General features: G+C 71.2%; 18 protein-coding genes. 7 read left to right on the top strand and 11 right to left on the bottom strand.

Going from position 1 to position 16,973, the window contains the following annotated elements:
* Positions 1–64: 64 nt before the first annotated feature.
* The 3 genes from otsB to ACFY0P_RS33835 form a co-directional block, all read right to left on the bottom strand.
* On the bottom strand, positions 65–916 hold the full coding sequence (gene otsB / locus ACFY0P_RS33845) for a trehalose-phosphatase (protein ID WP_388921847.1): 852 nt from the start codon (positions 914–916) through the stop codon (positions 65–67).
* Between the two features lie 219 nt (positions 917–1,135).
* Positions 1,136–1,369, bottom strand: coding sequence for a DUF3263 domain-containing protein (locus ACFY0P_RS33840; RefSeq protein WP_388921844.1), 234 nt, complete (start codon positions 1,367–1,369; stop codon positions 1,136–1,138).
* 17 nt (positions 1,370–1,386) lie between these two features.
* Positions 1,387–2,655, bottom strand: coding sequence for an extracellular solute-binding protein (locus ACFY0P_RS33835; protein ID WP_388921841.1), 1,269 nt, complete (start codon positions 2,653–2,655; stop codon positions 1,387–1,389).
* Positions 2,656–2,784: 129 nt separating this feature from the next.
* On the opposite strand from ACFY0P_RS33835, the gene ACFY0P_RS33830 reads away from it, so the two are divergent.
* The 3 genes from ACFY0P_RS33830 (at position 2,785) to ACFY0P_RS33820 (ending at position 6,006) form a co-directional block, all read left to right on the top strand.
* Positions 2,785–3,720 (top strand): ROK family protein, encoded by a 936-nt coding sequence (locus ACFY0P_RS33830; protein WP_388921839.1) that lies wholly within the window; start codon positions 2,785–2,787, stop codon positions 3,718–3,720.
* Positions 3,720–4,973, top strand: coding sequence for an N-acetylglucosamine-6-phosphate deacetylase (gene nagA / locus ACFY0P_RS33825; protein WP_388921836.1), 1,254 nt, complete (start codon positions 3,720–3,722; stop codon positions 4,971–4,973). The genes ACFY0P_RS33830 and nagA overlap by 1 nt, the downstream gene beginning before the upstream one ends.
* A gap of 103 nt (positions 4,974–5,076) precedes the next feature.
* The gene (locus ACFY0P_RS33820; protein ID WP_388921833.1) at positions 5,077–6,006 is read left to right on the top strand and encodes a 1-phosphofructokinase family hexose kinase; all 930 of its coding nucleotides are present in this window, start codon (positions 5,077–5,079) and stop codon (positions 6,004–6,006) included.
* Here the strand turns inward: ACFY0P_RS33820 and ACFY0P_RS33815 are convergent.
* Together ACFY0P_RS33815 and cdgB are read right to left on the bottom strand one after the other, a co-directional pair.
* Entirely contained in the window at positions 6,003–6,953 is a 951-nt protein-coding gene (locus tag ACFY0P_RS33815) for a carbohydrate-binding protein (RefSeq protein WP_388921830.1), read from the bottom strand. The two genes, ACFY0P_RS33820 and ACFY0P_RS33815, sit on opposite strands and share 4 nt — an antisense overlap.
* A gap of 118 nt (positions 6,954–7,071) precedes the next feature.
* Positions 7,072–8,727, bottom strand: a complete 1,656-nt coding sequence (gene cdgB, locus ACFY0P_RS33810; RefSeq protein ID WP_388921827.1) for a diguanylate cyclase CdgB — start codon at positions 8,725–8,727, stop codon at positions 7,072–7,074.
* A 380-nt stretch (positions 8,728–9,107) separates the two neighbouring features.
* Between cdgB and ACFY0P_RS33805 the strand changes: the two genes are divergently transcribed.
* Both ACFY0P_RS33805 and ACFY0P_RS33800 read left to right on the top strand, forming a co-directional pair.
* The gene (locus ACFY0P_RS33805; protein WP_388921824.1) at positions 9,108–9,626 is read left to right on the top strand and encodes a flavin reductase family protein; all 519 of its coding nucleotides are present in this window, start codon (positions 9,108–9,110) and stop codon (positions 9,624–9,626) included.
* Positions 9,627–9,690: 64 nt separating this feature from the next.
* Positions 9,691–10,155, top strand: coding sequence for a GNAT family N-acetyltransferase (locus tag ACFY0P_RS33800; protein ID WP_388921821.1), 465 nt, complete (start codon positions 9,691–9,693; stop codon positions 10,153–10,155).
* Positions 10,156–10,181: 26 nt separating this feature from the next.
* On the opposite strand, the gene ACFY0P_RS33795 is transcribed toward ACFY0P_RS33800, so the two are convergent.
* The 5 genes from ACFY0P_RS33795 to arfB form a co-directional block, all read right to left on the bottom strand.
* On the bottom strand, positions 10,182–10,790 hold the full coding sequence (locus ACFY0P_RS33795) for an ATP/GTP-binding protein (protein ID WP_388921818.1): 609 nt from the start codon (positions 10,788–10,790) through the stop codon (positions 10,182–10,184).
* Positions 10,771–11,169, bottom strand: a complete 399-nt coding sequence (locus tag ACFY0P_RS33790) for a DUF742 domain-containing protein (RefSeq protein ID WP_388921815.1) — start codon at positions 11,167–11,169, stop codon at positions 10,771–10,773. The genes ACFY0P_RS33795 and ACFY0P_RS33790 overlap by 20 nt, the downstream gene beginning before the upstream one ends.
* Entirely contained in the window at positions 11,166–11,597 is a 432-nt protein-coding gene (locus tag ACFY0P_RS33785; RefSeq protein ID WP_388921812.1) for a roadblock/LC7 domain-containing protein, read from the bottom strand. Before ACFY0P_RS33785 ends, ACFY0P_RS33790 begins: the two co-directional genes overlap by 4 nt.
* Positions 11,594–14,113, bottom strand: a complete 2,520-nt coding sequence (locus ACFY0P_RS33780; RefSeq protein ID WP_388921809.1) for a nitrate- and nitrite sensing domain-containing protein — start codon at positions 14,111–14,113, stop codon at positions 11,594–11,596. Before ACFY0P_RS33780 ends, ACFY0P_RS33785 begins: the two co-directional genes overlap by 4 nt.
* A gap of 651 nt (positions 14,114–14,764) precedes the next feature.
* Complete coding sequence (arfB, locus tag ACFY0P_RS33775; RefSeq protein WP_388922466.1) at positions 14,765–15,202, bottom strand: alternative ribosome rescue aminoacyl-tRNA hydrolase ArfB; 438 nt, start codon at positions 15,200–15,202, stop codon at positions 14,765–14,767.
* 174 nt (positions 15,203–15,376) lie between these two features.
* Here arfB and ACFY0P_RS33770 point away from each other — a divergent pair, with 174 nt between their 5' ends.
* Entirely contained in the window at positions 15,377–15,952 is a 576-nt protein-coding gene (locus ACFY0P_RS33770; RefSeq protein ID WP_093501429.1) for a TerD family protein, read from the top strand.
* Between the two features lie 57 nt (positions 15,953–16,009).
* Here ACFY0P_RS33770 and ACFY0P_RS33765 read toward each other — a convergent pair whose 3' ends face one another.
* Positions 16,010–16,306 (bottom strand): DUF397 domain-containing protein, encoded by a 297-nt coding sequence (locus ACFY0P_RS33765; RefSeq protein ID WP_388921806.1) that lies wholly within the window; start codon positions 16,304–16,306, stop codon positions 16,010–16,012.
* A gap of 49 nt (positions 16,307–16,355) precedes the next feature.
* Between ACFY0P_RS33765 and ACFY0P_RS33760 the strand changes: the two genes are divergently transcribed.
* Positions 16,356–16,958: a Uma2 family endonuclease gene (locus ACFY0P_RS33760; RefSeq protein WP_388921803.1), complete on the top strand. Its 603-nt coding sequence runs from the start codon at positions 16,356–16,358 to the stop codon at positions 16,956–16,958.
* Positions 16,959–16,973: the final 15 nt, after the last annotated feature.

Genomic DNA, 16,973 nt, shown 5'->3' with positions numbered 1-16,973 from the left:
GTGGGGGCTTCTCGCGCAGTTCCCCGCGCCCCTTACGGGGCGCTTCCGTACAGGGCGTTACAAGTCATGAAGCGCTCAGAGCGGCCAGGCTTCTCAGCAGTCGTACGACTCCCTCCGGGCCCTCCACCACCACGTCCGCCCGGTCCGCCAGCTCTGTCACCTCTGTGCTGCCGCTGCACACCAGGAGGCCGGGGACGCCCTGCTCGCGGAGTTTCTCGACGGCGGCGAAGGCCGGGATGTCGCCCAGGTCGTCGCCGACGTAGAGGACCGCGCCCGCGGAGATGTGGCGGGCGTACTCGCGCAGGGCCACGCCCTTGTCCATGCCCGGGGGACGGAGTTCCAGGACGAGGCGGCCCGGTTCGACGATCAGGCCGTGCCGGGTGGCGAGATCGGTGAGGGGGTCACGGAGGGTTTCGAAGGTGGCCTGGGGATCGGGGGCGCGGCGGGTGTGGACCGCGATCGCCCGACCCTTCTCCTCGATCCAGGTGCCGTGCGAGGCCCCGGCACGGTCGAGCAGGGCGGGGAGTTCGGTGCGGACGGCGGCGATGCCGGGGTGCGGGGGCGGTGCGGTGAGCTCGCCGGTCGCCGCGTCCCAGCGTTCGGCTCCGTAGTGGCCGAGGACGACGAGGTGCTCCAGGCCGGGTACGCCCGCGAAGCCGCCGTAGCGGACGGCCACCTCGGCCGGGCGGCCGGTGACCACGGCGACGGCGGCCACCTTCGGGGCGAGCGCGGCCAGCACCGGTACGGCGTCCGGGTGGGCCCGGGCCTGCTCGGGGTCGGCGACGATCGGCGCGAGGGTGCCGTCGAAGTCGAGGCCGACGAGGGCGGTGCGGGGCTGCGAGACGAGTGCGGCGAGGCCGTCGCGACCGGCCGCGGTGCGCGGCGTCGGGAGGGGTTCCGTGATGTGGGTTCCCATGAAGACCGACACTATCCCGTCGGGGGTCCAGGACAGCGCCCCTTCAGGAGCAGCGCCCCGTAGGGGCGCTGGGGGCACCCCCGGCCGAAGGCTGGGGGAGGAACTGCGCGACCAGCCCCCACCGGCCCGCAGATCCATTTCCACCGATGGGGGCCGAAGGGGGCGCAGCCCCCTGGAGGACGGGACGGGTAGGGGCGGCGGGGGCGGAGAACCGTCGGCTCAGCGCTCCGAGCGGCGCGCCTCCCGCACCCGCCGCAGCCGGTTCACCGTCACCGGATCGTGGGCCAGTGCCCGCTCGTCGTCCAGCAGGGCGTTCAGGAGCTGGAAGTAGCGCACCGGCGCCAGGTCCAGTTCCTCGCGTATCGCGCGTTCCTTCGCGCCGGGGCTCGGGAAGCCCCGGCGTTCGAGGGCGAGGATGGCCTGCTCGCGCACGCCCAGTTCGTGCCGGTCCATGACGAGAACCGTAGCGCTCAGCCGGTCCCGGCCGTACGGCTGTCGGCCGTAGCGGCCTCGGCCTGGATCCGGGTGAGGACACCGGTCGGGTTGCCGCCCGGGCTCACCGCCGTACCGATCTGCTTCTTGATGTCGGCGCTGATCGCCGCCCAGGAGGTCTTGCCCGCCGGGTAGAGCTCCGAGGTGGGCAGCTGCTCCAGGAAGGGCCGCAGCTGCTTGTCCTCGGCCTGCGTGGAGTCGGTCATCGTCTGGGACGCGGACGTGGTGACGGGCAGCAGACCGTACTCGCGGGAGAAGGCGAGGACGTTCTTCTCGCTGTAGACGTAGTTCAGGAAGTCGCCGATCTGCTCGGCGTGGCCGTTCTGCTTGAACGCGGCCATCCAGTCGGCGACGCCCATCGACGCGGTGCTGGTGCTCTGGCCCGCGCGGGCCGGCATCGGGACCGCGCCGAACTTCACGCCCTTCTTCTCGGCCTGCTTGATGAGCGTGGGGTGGCCGTTGAGCATGCCGACCTGGCCGTCGGCGAAGGCGGCGAACGCGGTCGCGCGGTTCAGGTTGCCGGGGGCCACCGGACCGGTCAGGCCCTTGCCGACCAGCTCGTCCTTGAGCCAGGTGAGGGTGTCGATGTTCTGCGAGGAGTCGATCGTGTACGTGCCGGTGTCGTCGGTGTAGCCGCTGCCGCCGCTGAGCAGCCACTGCATGGTCTCCGCCTGCGCCTCCTCGGGGCCGAGCGGCAGCGCGTACGGGTACTTCACACCGTCCGCCTTGAGCGCCTTCGCGTCGGCCTCGAGCTCGTCCCAGGTGGTGGGCGGGGTGGTGATGCCGGCCTGGGAGAAGAGGGTCTTGTTGTAGAAGAGGACGCGCGTGGACGCGGCGAAGGGTATGCCGTACTGCGCGTGGTTCCACTGGCCCGCCTCGGCGAGCTGGGACGGGAAGTCGGCCTGGACCGGGATGGAGAGGAGGTCACCGGCCTCGTACAGCTTGCCGGCGGCCGCGTAGTCGGCGTACGAGCCGATCTGCGCCAGGTCGGGGGCCTTGCCGGCGGCGACCATGTCCTTGACCTTGCGGTCGACGTCGTTCCACGAGTAGACGGTGACGTCGACCTTCACGTCGGAGTGCTGGGCCTCGTACGCCTTGGCCAGCTTGTCCCAGTACTTCTGGGAGCTGTTGGCGGCGGAGTCCCCGTAGTCGGCGGCGACGAGTCTGAGGGTGACGTCCGAGGAGCCCGTCGTCCCACACCCACCGAGGACCGCCGTCATGCCCGTTGCGGACACCACCGCGATCATTCCTGCCCTACGCCGCCGCACGTGTACTGCCCCTGTCTAACTGTCTCGCCGTTCAATATGTGGACCCATAAGGTCTACACCACGCAAGTGGACTAGACCTCTTGCGGGTCGGCGGGCCACACTGTTCCCGTGAGACATGTCATCGCCCTGGACGTGGGCGGCACCGGAATGAAGGCCGCGCTGGTCGGCCCGGACGGCGAGCTGCTCCACCGGGACCGCCGGGCGACCGGCCGGGACCGCGGCCCCGACGCCGTCGTCACCGCCATCCTCGACTTCGCCGCCGAACTGCGGGCGTACGGCGAGCAGCACCTCGGCGAGCCCGCGTCCGCGGCCGGCCTCGCGGTCCCCGGAATCGTGGACGAACGCGCCGGCGTCGCGGTCTACGCGGCCAACCTCGGCTGGCGCGACGTCCCGCTGCGCGCCCTCCTCGCCGACCGCCTCGGCATCCCGGTCGCCCTCGGCCACGACGTCCGCACCGGCGGCCTGGCCGAGGGCAGGCTCGGCGCGGGCCGGGGCGCGGACCGCTTCTTCTTCGTGGCCCTCGGCACCGGGATCGCCGGCGGCTTCGGCCTGGACGGCCGGGTGGAGTCGGGCGCGCACGGCTTCGCGGGCGAGATCGGCCATGTCGTCGTACGGCCGCAGGGTGCCCCCTGTCCGTGCGGGCAGCACGGCTGTCTGGAGCGGTACGCGTCGGCGGCCGCGGTGAGCGAGGCGTGGGCGAAGGCGGCCGGCGACCCGGACGCCGACGCGGCGGACTGCGCGAAGGCGGTCGCGTCCGGTGACCCGAACGCCGTCCGGGTGTGGGGCGAGGCGGTGGCCGCCCTGGCCGACGGCCTGGTCACGGCCCTCACCCTGCTGGACCCACGGGTCCTCATCATCGGCGGCGGCCTGGCGGAGGCGGGTGACGTCCTGTTCGACCCGCTGCGGGAGGCGGTGGAGCGCCGGGTGACGTTCCAGAAGCTCCCCGCGATCGTCCCGGCCGCACTGGGAGACACGGCCGGCTGTCTGGGCGCCGGCCTCCTCGCCCAGGACCTACTAACGACTATTCCGGAGGTAACCCCCTGATGGCTGCGAACGAGCCGCACGACAGCGCCCCGTCAGGGGCGCGGGGCAGTGTCCAATCTGCGGCTACCGCCGCGCGGGCGCGACCAGCCACGACGCTCCCGCAGCCCGGAACGCACCGCCTGATCCTCGACGGCGCCCGGACAGTCCTCCCGACCGGAGTGGTCGACAAGGGGCGCCTGGTCGTCGACGGCACGAAGATCGCCGCCCACGCCCCGGAGAACGCCCACCTCGTCGACCTCACCGGCCACTGGCTCCTGCCCGGCTTCGTGGACATCCACAACCACGGCGGCGGCGGAGCCTCCTTCAGCTCCGGCACCGCGGACCAGGTCCTCACCGGCGTCCACACGCACCGCGCGCACGGCACCACCACGCTCGTCGTCTCCACCGTCACCGACGACATGGACGTCCTCGCCCGCCAGGCCGGTCTCCTCTCCGAGCTCGCCGAGCAGGGCGACGTCGCCGGCATCCACTTCGAGGGCCCCTTCATCTCCCCGTGCCGCAAGGGCGCCCACTCCGAGGCGCTGTTGCGGCACCCGGACCCGGCGGAGGTCCGCAAGCTGGTCGACGCGGCACGCGGGCACGCCAAGATGGTCACGCTCGCCACCGAACTCCCCGGCGGCATCGAGTCGGTACGACTGCTCGCGGAGCACGGCGTGATCGCCGCCGTCGGCCACACGGACGCGACGTACGAGCAGACGCTGGCGGCGATCGACGCGGGCGCCACGGTCGCCACCCACCTGTACAACGCGATGCCGCAGATCGGCCACCGCGCGCCCGGCCCGATCACCGCCCTCCTGGAGGACGAGCGGGTGACGGTGGAGCTGATCAACGACGGCACCCACCTGCACCCCGCCGCGCTCCAGCTGGCCTTCCACCACGCGGGGCCCGACCGGGTCGCGTTCATCACGGACGCGATGGACGCGGCCGGCAGCGGTGACGGCCGCTTCCTCCTCGGCCCCCTGGAGGTCGACGTCACCGACGGGGTGGCCCGGCTGGTGGACGGCGGTGCCATCGCCGGCTCCACGCTGACGCTGGACCGCGCGCTGCGGCGGGCGGTGACCGTCGACAGGCTGCCCGTCGAGCACGCCGTCGCCGCGCTGTCCGCCAACCCGGCCCGGCTGCTGGGCCTCTACGACCGCGTCGGCTCCCTGGAGCCCGGCAAGGACGCCGACCTGCTCGTCCTGGACGCGGACTTCACGCTGAAGGGCGTGATGCGGAAGGGTACTTGGGTGGTCGCACCCGAACTGGCCTGACGGCGACCATCTCTTGGGAGACGGCGACCTAGGCCGGTCGCCGTCTCTTTGGCATGATCGTGCCCCCACCGATGGCACGGGCATGCACGAGGGAGGTCGCCCGGTGATCCTCACCGTCACGTTGAACACCGCCCTGGACATCACCTACCGGGTCGGCGCCCTGCGCCCGCACACCTCGCACCGCGTCTCCGACGTGACGGAACGGCCGGGCGGCAAGGGCGTGAACGTGGCCCGGGTGCTGGCCGCGCTCGGGCACGAGACGACGGTGACCGGGTTCGCGGGCGGCGCGACCGGGCGGGCGGTACGGGAGCGGCTCGCGGACACTCCAGGCGTGCGGGACGCGCTGCTGACGGTCACCGGTCCGACCCGCCGCACCATCGCCGTCGTGGACGGACTCACCGGCGACACGACCCAGTTGAACGAGCCGGGTCCGCAGATAGCCCCGGCCGAGTGGGGCGCCTTCCTGGACCACTACGAGGAACTGCTCGGCAGAGCCTCGGCGGTGGCGCTGTGCGGCAGCCTGCCGCCCGGGGTCCCGGTGGGCGCGTACGCCGGCCTGATAAAGGCGGCCCGCTCCGTCGGCGTCCCCGTCCTCCTCGACACCAGCGGTGAGCCGCTGCGGCGCGGGGTCGCGGCCCGGCCGGACCTGGTCAAGCCGAACGCCGACGAACTGGCCGAACTCACCGGCTCCCACGACCCGTCCCGCGCCACCCAGGACGCGCGGCGCCGGGGCGCCCGCACGGTGGTCGCCTCCCTGGGCGCGCAGGGCCTGCTGGCCCTCACCCCGGAGGGCCGCTGGCGCGCCACCCCACCCACCCGCGAACACGGCAACCCGACCGGCGCCGGCGACTCGGTGGTCGCCGGTCTCCTCTCCGGCCTGGTCGAACAACTCCCCTGGCCGGACCGCCTGACCCGCGCGGTGGCCCTGTCGGCGGCGACGGTTCGGGCCGCGGCGGCCGGGGAGTTCGACCGCATGGCGTACGAGAAGCTGCTCGGCCAGGTCGCGGTGACCGGTGGGCCTGCGGCCGGTTAGTCCTTGTTCGTGTGCTTGCCCTGCCTGAGCCACATCTGGTCCAGCAGGACGTCGCAACTGTCGCCGCTCTGGCAGGACAGGGAGATGACGTTGGTGCCCTTGGTGAGGGTGGGGTACGTGTAGCTGGTCGTCCAGGCCTTGGTCGGGTCGCTCTGGCCCGTGTAGTTGTTCAGGGGGAACTTGCTGCCGAACGTCTTGCCGTTGATGGACAGCGTCATGCTCTGGTCCTGTACGGCGCTGTAGTGCGCGTAGACCGTGTAGAGGCCGTCCGACGGGATGCCGTTGACCGTCCAGGTGACGCCGGCGCCTGTCTGGCTGAAGTTGGTGACGTAGATGCCGCCCTGGGACTTCGCGCCCTTGACGTCCGAGGCCGTGCTCGCGCCGCCGTCCAGGTGGAAGGTCTTCGCGTCGACCGGCGCGATGTCGCCGGACGCCGACACCGAGCTCGTGCTCGACGGGCTCGGGGACGCGCTCTGGGACTGGCTCGGGGTGGTGGAGGCGCCGCCGCTTGCCTTGTCGTCGTCCCCGTTGCCGTTCATCATCGCAAGGCTGATGCCGATGACGACCGCGGCCACGACCGCGACGGCGCCGATGAGGAGGCCCTTGGTGTTCGGGCCCCGGCCGCGGCCGGTGTTCTGCGGGGCCTGGCGGCTGGTGGGCGCGCCGCCCGGGAAGGTCTCCGGGGCCTGGTAGGCCGCGTTCGGCTGCTGGCCGTAGCCGGCCGGCTGCTGCGGGATGGTCTGGCCGCCGTACTGCGGCTGCGGTGCCTGCTGCGGGCCGCCGTACGTGCGCTCGCCGACCGAGCGCACCCTGCTGACCTGATGCGGGTAGCCGTAGCCACCGGAGCCGGACGGCGGCTGGGCCCCTCTGGCCTGACCATCGGCGTAGAGGTAGCCGAACGGGTCGTCGTCCTCGGGCGTGCTCGCGCCGTTGTCGCCGGGCGTCATCCCTTGGTACTCCTCAACAGGTGCGGGCGGATGCGGTACAGGTATTGAGAGTCGAGCCTACCCGGTCTGGCTGAGCCAAACGGGTGACTCGGATCGCATCAGCGCGATGACCTGCGGATCATCCGGCACGGCGATGTGCTTTGGGACGAGATCGTTTCTCTACGTACATCCGCTCGTCGGCGGATTTCAGGACTTCGTCCGCCGTCATTCCGCAGTGCGCCCACCCGATGCCGAAGCTGGCGCCCACCCGGACGGCCCGGCCCTCGGCGCGGATCGGCTGGATGATCTCGTTGCGCAGGCGTACGGCCAGGTCCTGGGCGTCGGCCTTGCCGAGGCCGTCGGCGAGGATCACGAACTCGTCGCCGCCGAGGCGGGCCACGGTGTCGCCGTCGCGGACGCCCCGGCTGAGCCTGCGGGCGACCTCGATGAGGACGGCGTCGCCCGCGTTGTGACCGAACCGGTCGTTGATCGACTTGAAGCCGTCGAGGTCGCAGAAGAGCACCGCGAGCCCCTTGGCGCCGTCGTCGCGGCCCTCCTCGGGGGCGACGGTGTGCACGTGGTGGTCGTAGCCGCCGTCGTACGACTGTGCCGTGCCGGCGAAGTCGAAGCCGTGGCCGTTGACGTCGTAGGCGGGGTGGCCGTAGGCCGCGTCCAGGGACTCCAGGGCGCCGCCGGCGTCTGCGCGGCGGCAGAGCCGGGAGGAGAGCCGGGAGCGCAGCTCGGCGGAGTTCGGGAGGCCGGTGAGGGAGTCGTGGGAGGCGCGGTGGGCGAGCTGGAGCTCCCGGCGCTTGCGTTCCTCTATGTCCTCGACGTGGGTGAGGAGGAAGCGGGGGCCGTCGGCGGCGTCCGCGACGACGGAGTTCCGGAGCGAGACCCAGACGTAGGTGCCGTCACGGCGGCCCAGGCGGAGTTCCGCGCGGCCGCCCTCCGCGGAGGTGCGCAGCAGGGTGCCGATGTCCTCGGGGTGGACCAGGTCGGAGAAGGAGTAGCGGCGCATCGCGGAGGCGGGGCGGCCCAGCAGCCGGCAGAGGGCGTCGTTGCTGCGCAGTATTCGGCCGTGCTGGTCGCCGCCCATCTCGGCTATCGCCATGCCGGAGGGGGCGTACTCGAAGGCCTGCCGGAAGCTCTCCTCGCTGGCGCGCAGCGCCTGCTGCTCGCGCTCCAGCCTGACCAGTGCCCGCTGCATATTCGCACGTAGACGCGCGTTGCTGATCGCGATCGCGGCCTGGAAGGCGTACATCTGCAGGGCCTCGCGGCCCCAGGCGCCGGGGTGGCGGCCGTTGCGCGGGCGGTCCACGGAGATCACGCCGAGCAGTTCGCCACAGGAGCTGCCCGATATGCCGGGCGTGTACATCGGCGCGAAGAGCCGGTCGGAGGGGTGCCACTCGTCCTCGAAGCGCGGAGCGGGGCCGTCGGTGTACCACTGCGGGACGTCGTCGTCGTCGAGGACCCAGCCCTCGGTGTGCGGTATGAAGACGAGGTCGCCCCAGTTCTCGCCCATGCTCAGCCGCCGCTCCCAGGACTCACGGGAGCCGACCCGCCCTGTGATCAGGGCCTCGGCGGCGGAGTTGCCGGAGAACGCGGCGACCACTAGGTCGCCGTCGGGGCGTACGAGGTTGACGCACGCCATCTCGTAGTTGAGAGCGGTGATCACGCCGTCGGCGACGGTCTGCAGTGTGTCCGCCAGGCTGCGGGCCGTGTTCATGTCGGCCATGACCTGGTGCAGCTGTCGCAGGGACGCAAGACGGACGTAGGGCTCCGACTCGGTCTCCATGCTCGCCCTCCCCCCGAGACCTCGCAGCGAATCAAGGGTCTGCTTCGGCGCTACTTTTCCCCGCCACTGAATCACAGCGCGCTGCCCACTCGGTACACAGGGTCAACAATTAAGGCCCCTTGTGACTCAAGTCACAGGAGAACGTGAACAATTGCGTGGAGTTTCCGCGTTTTCCCTGTGTGTTTACTGAACACAGCCTTTGCGGGTGTGCGCACATGATGCACGTTACGGCCTTTCACCGCACCGCGCCCGGCCCTTGGTCCTAGGACCCGGCTCGGGCCGATGGCCGATGCGGCCGCGCCGGGTCCGACACTAGCGTTTCCGGCGTGCTGAAGACTCCCTCCGCCGCCGCCGCAGAAGCCACCGGGCATGCTGTGGGGGTGAGCAACGAAGCGTTCAAGGCCGCCCTCTCCCGGCTGGCCGCCGGTGTGGTCCTGGTGACCGCGCAGGAGCCGTCGCTGGACCCGGACGACCCGCTGGCGCCGGCCGGCGAGGACGTCGGCATGACCGCCACCGCGTTCATGTCGGTGTCGCTCGACCCGCCATTGGTGCTGGTCAGCCTGCGCGAGGGCTCCCGGATGGACGACCTTCTCGACGAACAGCCGCGCTGGGCGGTCTCCGTGCTCACCGAGAGCCAGCGCCACATCGCCGGCCGCTTCGCGATGAAGGGCCGCATCAGCGACCGCCTGCTCTTCGAGGACATCCCGTACGTCCGCGGCCGGGCCAGCGGCGCCCCGCTGGTCGGCGGCGCCCTCGCGACCCTGGAGTGCCGCACCGAACAGCGCCTCACGGCCGGCGACCACACCCTCGTCATCGGCCGCGTCCTCACCGCCGAACTGCCGAGCGCGGAAGGCGGACCACTGATGTATTTCCGGGGCCGCTACCGTCAGCTGGGATGAAACCGCGCGGTCCGTTTCGGAAATTGCATGAGCAGTTACTGAACGGCCGTTCTAGAGTGCACGGATGCCTTCTCTGCTCCGCCTCGAAGAAGTGACCGCCGCGAATTTGGCGGCGGCGCTCCGCATTCGCGTCCGGCCCGGGCAGGAACACAACGTCGAGCCGGTCGCCGAGTCCCTCGCCGAGGCGTACGTCCATCCCGCGGGGGTCGCCTGGCCGCGCCTGATCGTCGACGGAGACCGCACGGTCGGCTTTCTGATGGCCTTCCTCGACATCGACTGGCGCACCGACGGCACGCTCTTCCGCTCCGGCCTGTGGCGCCTCACCATCGACGCGGCGGAACAGGGCAGGGGCTACGGCCGGTTCGCGGTCGAGGCGGTGGCCGCGGAGATCCGCCGCCGGGGCGGCAAGGAGATGTACGTCACCTGGCATGCAGGACCGGACGGGCCCGAGGAGTTCTATCTGCGGCTGGGCTTCCGGAGGACCGGGGAGGTCAGCGGCGACCAGCCGGTGGGTGTGCTGGCCCTCTGAGCGGGTCACCCGGCCCCGGGACGTGCCTACACGGCCGTGGCGGACTGGCCGGCCATCAAGTGGTCGACGAGCGCCAGCAGCACGTCGCGGCCGTCCGCCCGGTCGCGGGCGTCGCAGAGCACCAGCGGCACCTGGGGGTCGAGGGCGAGTGCCGCGCGGATCTCCTCCGCGGACCGGTCGCGGACTCCGTGGAAGCAGTTGACGCCGACGACGAAGGGGATGCCGCGGCTCTCGAAGAAGTCGATCGAGGCGAAGCTCACCTCCAGCCGCCGGGTGTCGACCAGGACCACCGCGCCCATCGCCCCGTTGACCAGGTCGTTCCACATGAACCAGAAGCGCTCCTGGCCGGGGGTGCCGAACAGGTAGACCACGAGGTCGCCGCTGATGGTGATCCGCCCGAAGTCCAGCGCGACGGTGGTGGTGAACTTGTTGTTCACCCCCTCCAGGTCGTCCACGCCGACGCTGGCCCGGGTCAGGTACTCCTCGGTGTGCAGCGGGGCGACCTCGCTCACCGCGCCCACCAGGGTCGTCTTCCCGACGCCGAACCCGCCGGCGACCAGGATCTTCACTGCAAGGGGAGCGGTGTCCGTACGGCCCGCCGTGTGGTCCGCGTGCTCAGAGCCTGCGTAGTCCATCTCTCACCGCCTCGAGGATAGTCATGTCGGGAAGGCCGCCGGCGCGGGTGAGCGGCTGCGGCGAACGGGCCCACATATAGCCGGAGTCGACCAGATCGCCGATGAGGATCTTGGTCAGCGACACCGGGAGGCCCAGCTTGGCGGCGACTTCCACCACCGCCTTGGATTCCCGGCAGAGCCCGAGGATCGTACGGTGCTCCGGCTGCATCCTGCGCACCGCGAGCGCCGCCTGCGTGGTGACCTCGGGCAGCGTCGTCACCAGGGTGATCAGCGTCAGATCAGCCCGCTCGGGGGCGGTGCGCCCGCTGGTGATCGTGTAGGGACGGACCAGTTGCTCGTCGGCGTCACCGTCGTCGAACCCCTCGGTCCAGTGCCTCATCCGGCTCTCCCCGCGTCATCGGACGGCGGAGTACGCGCGTCGGTGCCCAACCGCCGGCCCACCTGCTGGACGAGGGTGTGCATCGCGACACTCATCAGCTCGGCGTCGACCTCCTGGGAGGCGGTCACCGCCAGGTGGGTGCCGCGGCCGGCGGAGATCACGAACAGCCACAGGCCGGCCATCTCGACGATGACCTGGTGCACCGGGCCGCCGCCGAAGAGCTGCCCGGCGCCGCGGGCCAGGCTCTGCTGGCCGGTGGCGATCGCGGCGAGCCGCTCGGCGTCCGAGCGGTCGATGGTCCGCGAACGGCTCATCACCAGGCCGTCGTCCGACAGCACGATGGCGTGCCGGGTGCCCGTGACCTGGTCGACCAGGCCGTCCAGAAGCCAGTCCAGATCCGCGTCGGTGGCCGTCGTACGCTGCGTCATTCTCGATCATCCGTCCTAGGAGAGCCGGGCCGGTCGGACGAGGCGGGTCCTTCACCACTGCCTTCACCGAAGCCGGTGCCGTCACTGTTGCCGTCGCTGCCGTCGCTGCCGCCGCTGCCGTCGTTGTCGCCGCTGCCACTGCTGCCGTCGTTGTCGCGGCTGTCGTCGCCGGCGTAGGCGAAGGCACCGTCGACGCTGCGGCGGGTGCCGATGCCGAAACCGTCGCCGACGCCGACGCCGTCCGTGGTGCCGTCGTCCGAGTCGCCCCCGCTGCGGGCCAGCAGGGACTGCCGCTGGAACGCGCCGATCGTGGCCCCGGACCGGCCGGGCCGGCCGGGGACCGTCCAGAGATCCGGCTCATCCAGATCCTCCGCTTCCGCCGGGATCTGGAGTTCGGGCGCCAGGCTTGCCTGGCGGACCCGCTGGGGCAGCGGCTGCGCCGCGGTCGGCGTGGACGGGGATGCCTCGTTCTCGTCCGACGGCCGGAGACCGGAGGCGGTGACGTTCGCCATCGCGTGTCCCTTGGCCCGGGTGGGCAGCCGCCCGCCCTCGTACGGCGCCCGCGGACCGACATCTGCGTCGTGCGGGTACGGCCGTGGACCGGGCAGGCGCGGCAGGACCTCCGCGGTGAGCACGACCGGCTGGGGCGCCGGGCCGGGCTGCTCCACCACCACCTGTCCCGGCAGCAGCACGACCACCCGGGTGCCGCCGAAGGCGGACGGCCGCAGCTCCACCCGCAGGCCCAGGCCCGCCGACAGCCGGGCGACCACGTACAGGCCGAGCCGTACGTCGTCGGCCTGGGTCATCACGTCGAGCTGCGGCGGCGCCTCCATCAGGGCGTTGGCGGCGGCGTAGTGCTCCGGCTCCATGCCCAGGCCACGGTCCTCGATCTCGACCGCGACGCCCCGGCCGACCCGCGCGGCCCGTACCTCGACCGGGGTCGGCGGCTTGGAGAAGGCGGCGGCGTTCTCCATCAGTTCCGCCAGGATGTGCACCAGCGGGCCCACCGCCCGCTCGGACACCCAGGGCTCGTCCTCGACGTCGATCGTGATCCGGCGGTAGTCCTGCACCTCGCCCTGCGCGGCGCGCAGCACGTCGAGCAGCCGGACCGGCTTGCGCCAGCGGCGCTGCGGCTGGCCGCCGCCGAGGATGACCAGGTTCTCCTCGTAGCGGCGCAGCCGGGCGGTGAGGTGGTCCAGGTCGAACAGGCCCTCCAGCACCTCAGGGTCCTCGTGCTTGCGTTCCAGCTCGTCCAGCTTGCGCAGCTGGAGGCCGATGAGGATCTGGGTGCGCCGGGCGATCCGCTGGAGCAGCCGCTCGAAGCCGCGGTGCTGTTCGGCCTGCCGCACCGCGGTGGCCACGGCGCTGCGGCTGGCCGCGTTCAGGGCGCGCCCGAGCTCGCCGAGCTCGTCGGGGGTGGGCTCGACCAGCCGGACCTCGCGGTCCACGTCGACGTTCTCACCACGCTCCAGCCGGGACACCACGTCGGGCAGCCGCTGCTGGAGTTCCACGGCTTCCTCGCGCAGGGCGTAGATGCGCCGGCGCAGGAGGACGGTGAGACGCCAGCTGCTGAGGATGACCAGGATCACGGCGAGCAGGCCGACGGCACTGACGACGATCAGCGTCCACTGGAGCCGGCTGACGCTGTCGGCGGAGACCTTGTCGAGGTGCGCGACCCGGACCCGGACCAGATTCAGCAGCCGCGGGCGGTTGGCGTCCAACGAGGTGCGCCATTGGGTGTGGATCCGGCCGAGCTCCAGCTCACCCGGCGAGTGGTGGGGGCCGGCGACGATGACCTGCTCCTCCAGGCTGTGCTGGGTTTCCCACGACCTGGCGGACGTCATCTTCTTGTACGCGTCGAGTTCGGCACCGGTGAGGCCGAGGGAGACCCGCTGGAGCAGGTACTCCTGAGCGCCGACGGCATCGACGAACACGTCGTATTCACTGACCTTCAGATGCCCGGTCTGCCAGTCGCGCCCGAGCAGGGCGTCCTCGCGTCCGATCCTGTCGATGGCGCCGTTGAGGTCGACCAGGGTGTTCGCCAGCAGGGCGACTTCGGCGTTGCTCCGGCGGCCGAGCGCGGTGAAGACGTCGATCAGCGAGTCCATGGCGCCGCCGTAGTAGTCGAACGCCGCCTTCTGGCCGGCCGACCCGGTGTCCACCGCCTTGCGCTGCACGGCGAGCCGGTCGAGAACGCGCACGGTGCCGGACAGGGCCGTGCCGAGACCCTGCTGCCCGTGCGAGGTGCTCTCGTCCGCCAGCGGGCGGAAGCCGGTCACCGCCTTGTCGGTCGCCGCACGCGCGGCGACCAGCCTGCCGCGGGTGGCGGGGCCGGGGTCGGCCAGCATCTCCGCGGTGAGCCGTCGCTCCTCGTCGAGGGACTGGAAGAGGACGGACGACGGCCGGCCCAGCGAGGCGCTCAGGTCGCTCTGGGCCTTCTCCGACTGCCAGCGGGTGGTCAGCTGGTACGTGCTCAGGCCCCACAGGGGCGCGAGCGCGAGGCTCGGTACGACCACGAGGATGATCAGAACGGTACGCAGGGGCAGTCGGACGGAGCCGCCGCCCGCCCCGACCGGCTGTGAGAGAAGGTCAGCTGACGTCGGCGCAGCGTCCGATGGCTGGTTCTCGACGGCCATGCTTCTGGCCCGCCTACCCCCAAACCTGCCAAATACGGTCACCCTAGGGACACTCCCCCCACCGTTCGGTGCATCCATGAGGAAAAAATCGCCAAAGTCCGGCGACTGGTGGCAGATAGTAGCCACATCGATCGAAGTCCGTAAACGTTTTGCCCTCACCGCACAGATCCGCCGGATGGCGGAGCGAAGTCCTGGCCGGCCGATCCGGAACCGTCGCCCGACCGCGACTGCGAACGACCGACGGCGACCGCCGGGGCCATGACCGAGGGGGCGATGACCCGCCCGATGCCCGCCCGGCCCTCCGGGCAGTGTCGCGAGGGGACCACGGCCCGGCCACCCGGCGGGATTTGAACAGCTCAGCCGCTACAGGCGAGGCGTCGCCGCCCCGGCCCGGCGTCGCGGGTCCGGATTCCGGCAGCGAGCAGTCCGTGGGCGAGCTCGGTGGCCTCGTGGCCGAACGCCGGGAACAGATCCTCGTTCTCGACTGCGTATGCCGGCAGAAGGACCCGCCGGAAGACCGCAGGGACGGTGTTACGACCAGTCGCGGCCGGTGCGCCCGCGCTTGGTCTCCGAGCGCTGCTTCTTCTCCCGCAGCCGGCGTTCGTTGATCCCGCGCGGGATGCGGGTCGGCCTGCGCGGCTTGGGCGGCGGCGCGGTGGCCTCCGCGAGGAGCGCGGCGAGGCGTACGGCGGCGGTCTCACGGTTGCGCCACTGCGAACGGTGCTCGGACGCCCGTACGACGATCACCCCGTCGACGAGCCGCCCCGCCAGCCGCTCCAGCGCACGCTCCTTCCACACCGGCGGCAGCGCCTCGGTGTTCGCGAGGTCGAAGCGGAGCTCCACCTGCGAGTCACTGGTGTTGACGTGCTGCCCACCCGGCCCGGACGACCGCGAGAAACGCCAGTTGAGCTCGGCCTCGGGGAGCGAGACGGAGCCGCGGATGACGTAAGGACCGGACATGCCCCCTATGGTCGCGCGGCTGACCGGCACACGTCACGCGAATATCGCTCATCACCCGTTTGGTAAAGAAAGTAAAGCGAGATGGAACCTTCGGTACCCCTCGTGGCGTTCATACGGGTAGCTGTAGCTTCAAGCCCGTACGCCGCACGGTCGTACGCGAAACGAGGGAAAGGACTCCCGACCATGGCTGTAAGCCTCTCCAAGGGTGGCAACGTCTCGCTCACCAAGGAGGCTCCGGGCCTGACCGCCGTCACCGTGGGCCTCGGCTGGGACGTCCGTACCACCACCGGCACGGACTTCGACCTGGACGCTTCGGCCATCGCGGTCAACGCGCAGGGCAAGGTCTACTCCGACGCCCACTTCGTCTTCTTCAACAACAAGCAGACCCCGGACAACACGATCGTCCACACCGGCGACAACCGCACGGGTGAGGGCGCCGGCGACGACGAGGCGATCAACGTCAACCTCGCCGCGCTGCCCGCCGACATCGACAAGATCGTCTTCCCGGTCTCGATCTACGACGCGGAGACCCGCTCGCAGAACTTCGGCCAGGTCCGCAACGCCTACATCCGCATCGTCAACCAGGCCGGCGGCGCCGAGATCGCCCGCTACGACCTCTCCGAGGACGCGGCGACGGAGACGGCCATGGTCTTCGGCGAGCTGTACCGCAACGGCGCGGAGTGGAAGTTCCGCGCGGTCGGCCAGGGCTACGCGTCCGGCCTCGTCGGCATCGCCCAGGACTTCGGCGTCAACGTCTGACAGACGCTGCGCTGTGCGGGAGCCCCTGGTGTCACGCCGGGGGCTCCTGGTTTTCGCTCAGTGCGCCGACGCGTAGGGCAGGAAGGCCGACCAGGCGGAGGGGGCGAGGGCGAGTTGGGGGCCGCCGGGGGTGGCGGGGGTGTGCGTGTACGTGGAGTCGCGGATGTGGATGGTGGTGGGGGTGGGGGCTATTTCGAGGCAGGTTTCGCCGTCAGGGCCGTCGCTGTAGCTGCTTTTGAACCAGGCCAGGGCTACTTCGACGCAGGACTCGCCAACTGCGACAGCTGCGACCGAGGCTTCCGCTCCCCCGCGCCCGGACTCTGCCGAACCGATCTCCCGGAGGAGACCTAGCATGAAAGCGACGATCCTTGCCCCTGGGCACAGACGACGAGGAGCGAGCGCCATGACCATCGCACCGGACAACGCGCGGCAGGGCGCCTCTCACCTCTACCGGGCCATGCGGGACTTCGTGCACTCCACGGACGACACCCTTCCCGGCAAGTTCGAGATCACCAAGGAAGGGATCGTCCTCGACATGATGTCGCCCTCGAAGCCGCACGAACTCACCGTGCTGCGCGTCCGGCAACGCCTGGAGAAGGTGATGCCGGATGCACTGGTGGCTCATACAGGGGAACCCGATGTCGAGGACGAGCCCGAGGGGGTCATGCGCCGCCCTGATGTCATGGTGATCAGCGATGCGGAGATGGAGGGAGACGGTTCCTTCGATCCCCGCTCGCTCATCGCCGCCGTGGAAATCGTCTCGCGCTCCAATCCGGACAACGACTGGGTCTCCAAGGTCCGCGACTACCCCCTGATCGGCATCCCCGTCTACGCGATCTTCGACCCCCGCACCGGCACCGGCGCCGTCCTCACCGACATCCACCCCACCCCCGACGGCCCCCGCTACGCGACCCGCAAGGACTTCGTCTACGGCGAGGACGTCACCATCGGCGACTGGACCATCGCGACGGACGGCCTGCCCCGTTACCCGCCGCCGGGGCAGTGACAGCCTGACGCCGAG

The organism is Streptomyces sp. NPDC001714, from assembly GCF_042892755.1.
Taxonomy (GTDB): Bacteria; Actinomycetota; Actinomycetes; order Streptomycetales; family Streptomycetaceae; genus Streptomyces.
Note: the sequence above shows the minus strand (reverse complement) of the source record. Positions and strands in the feature narration are given on the sequence as shown.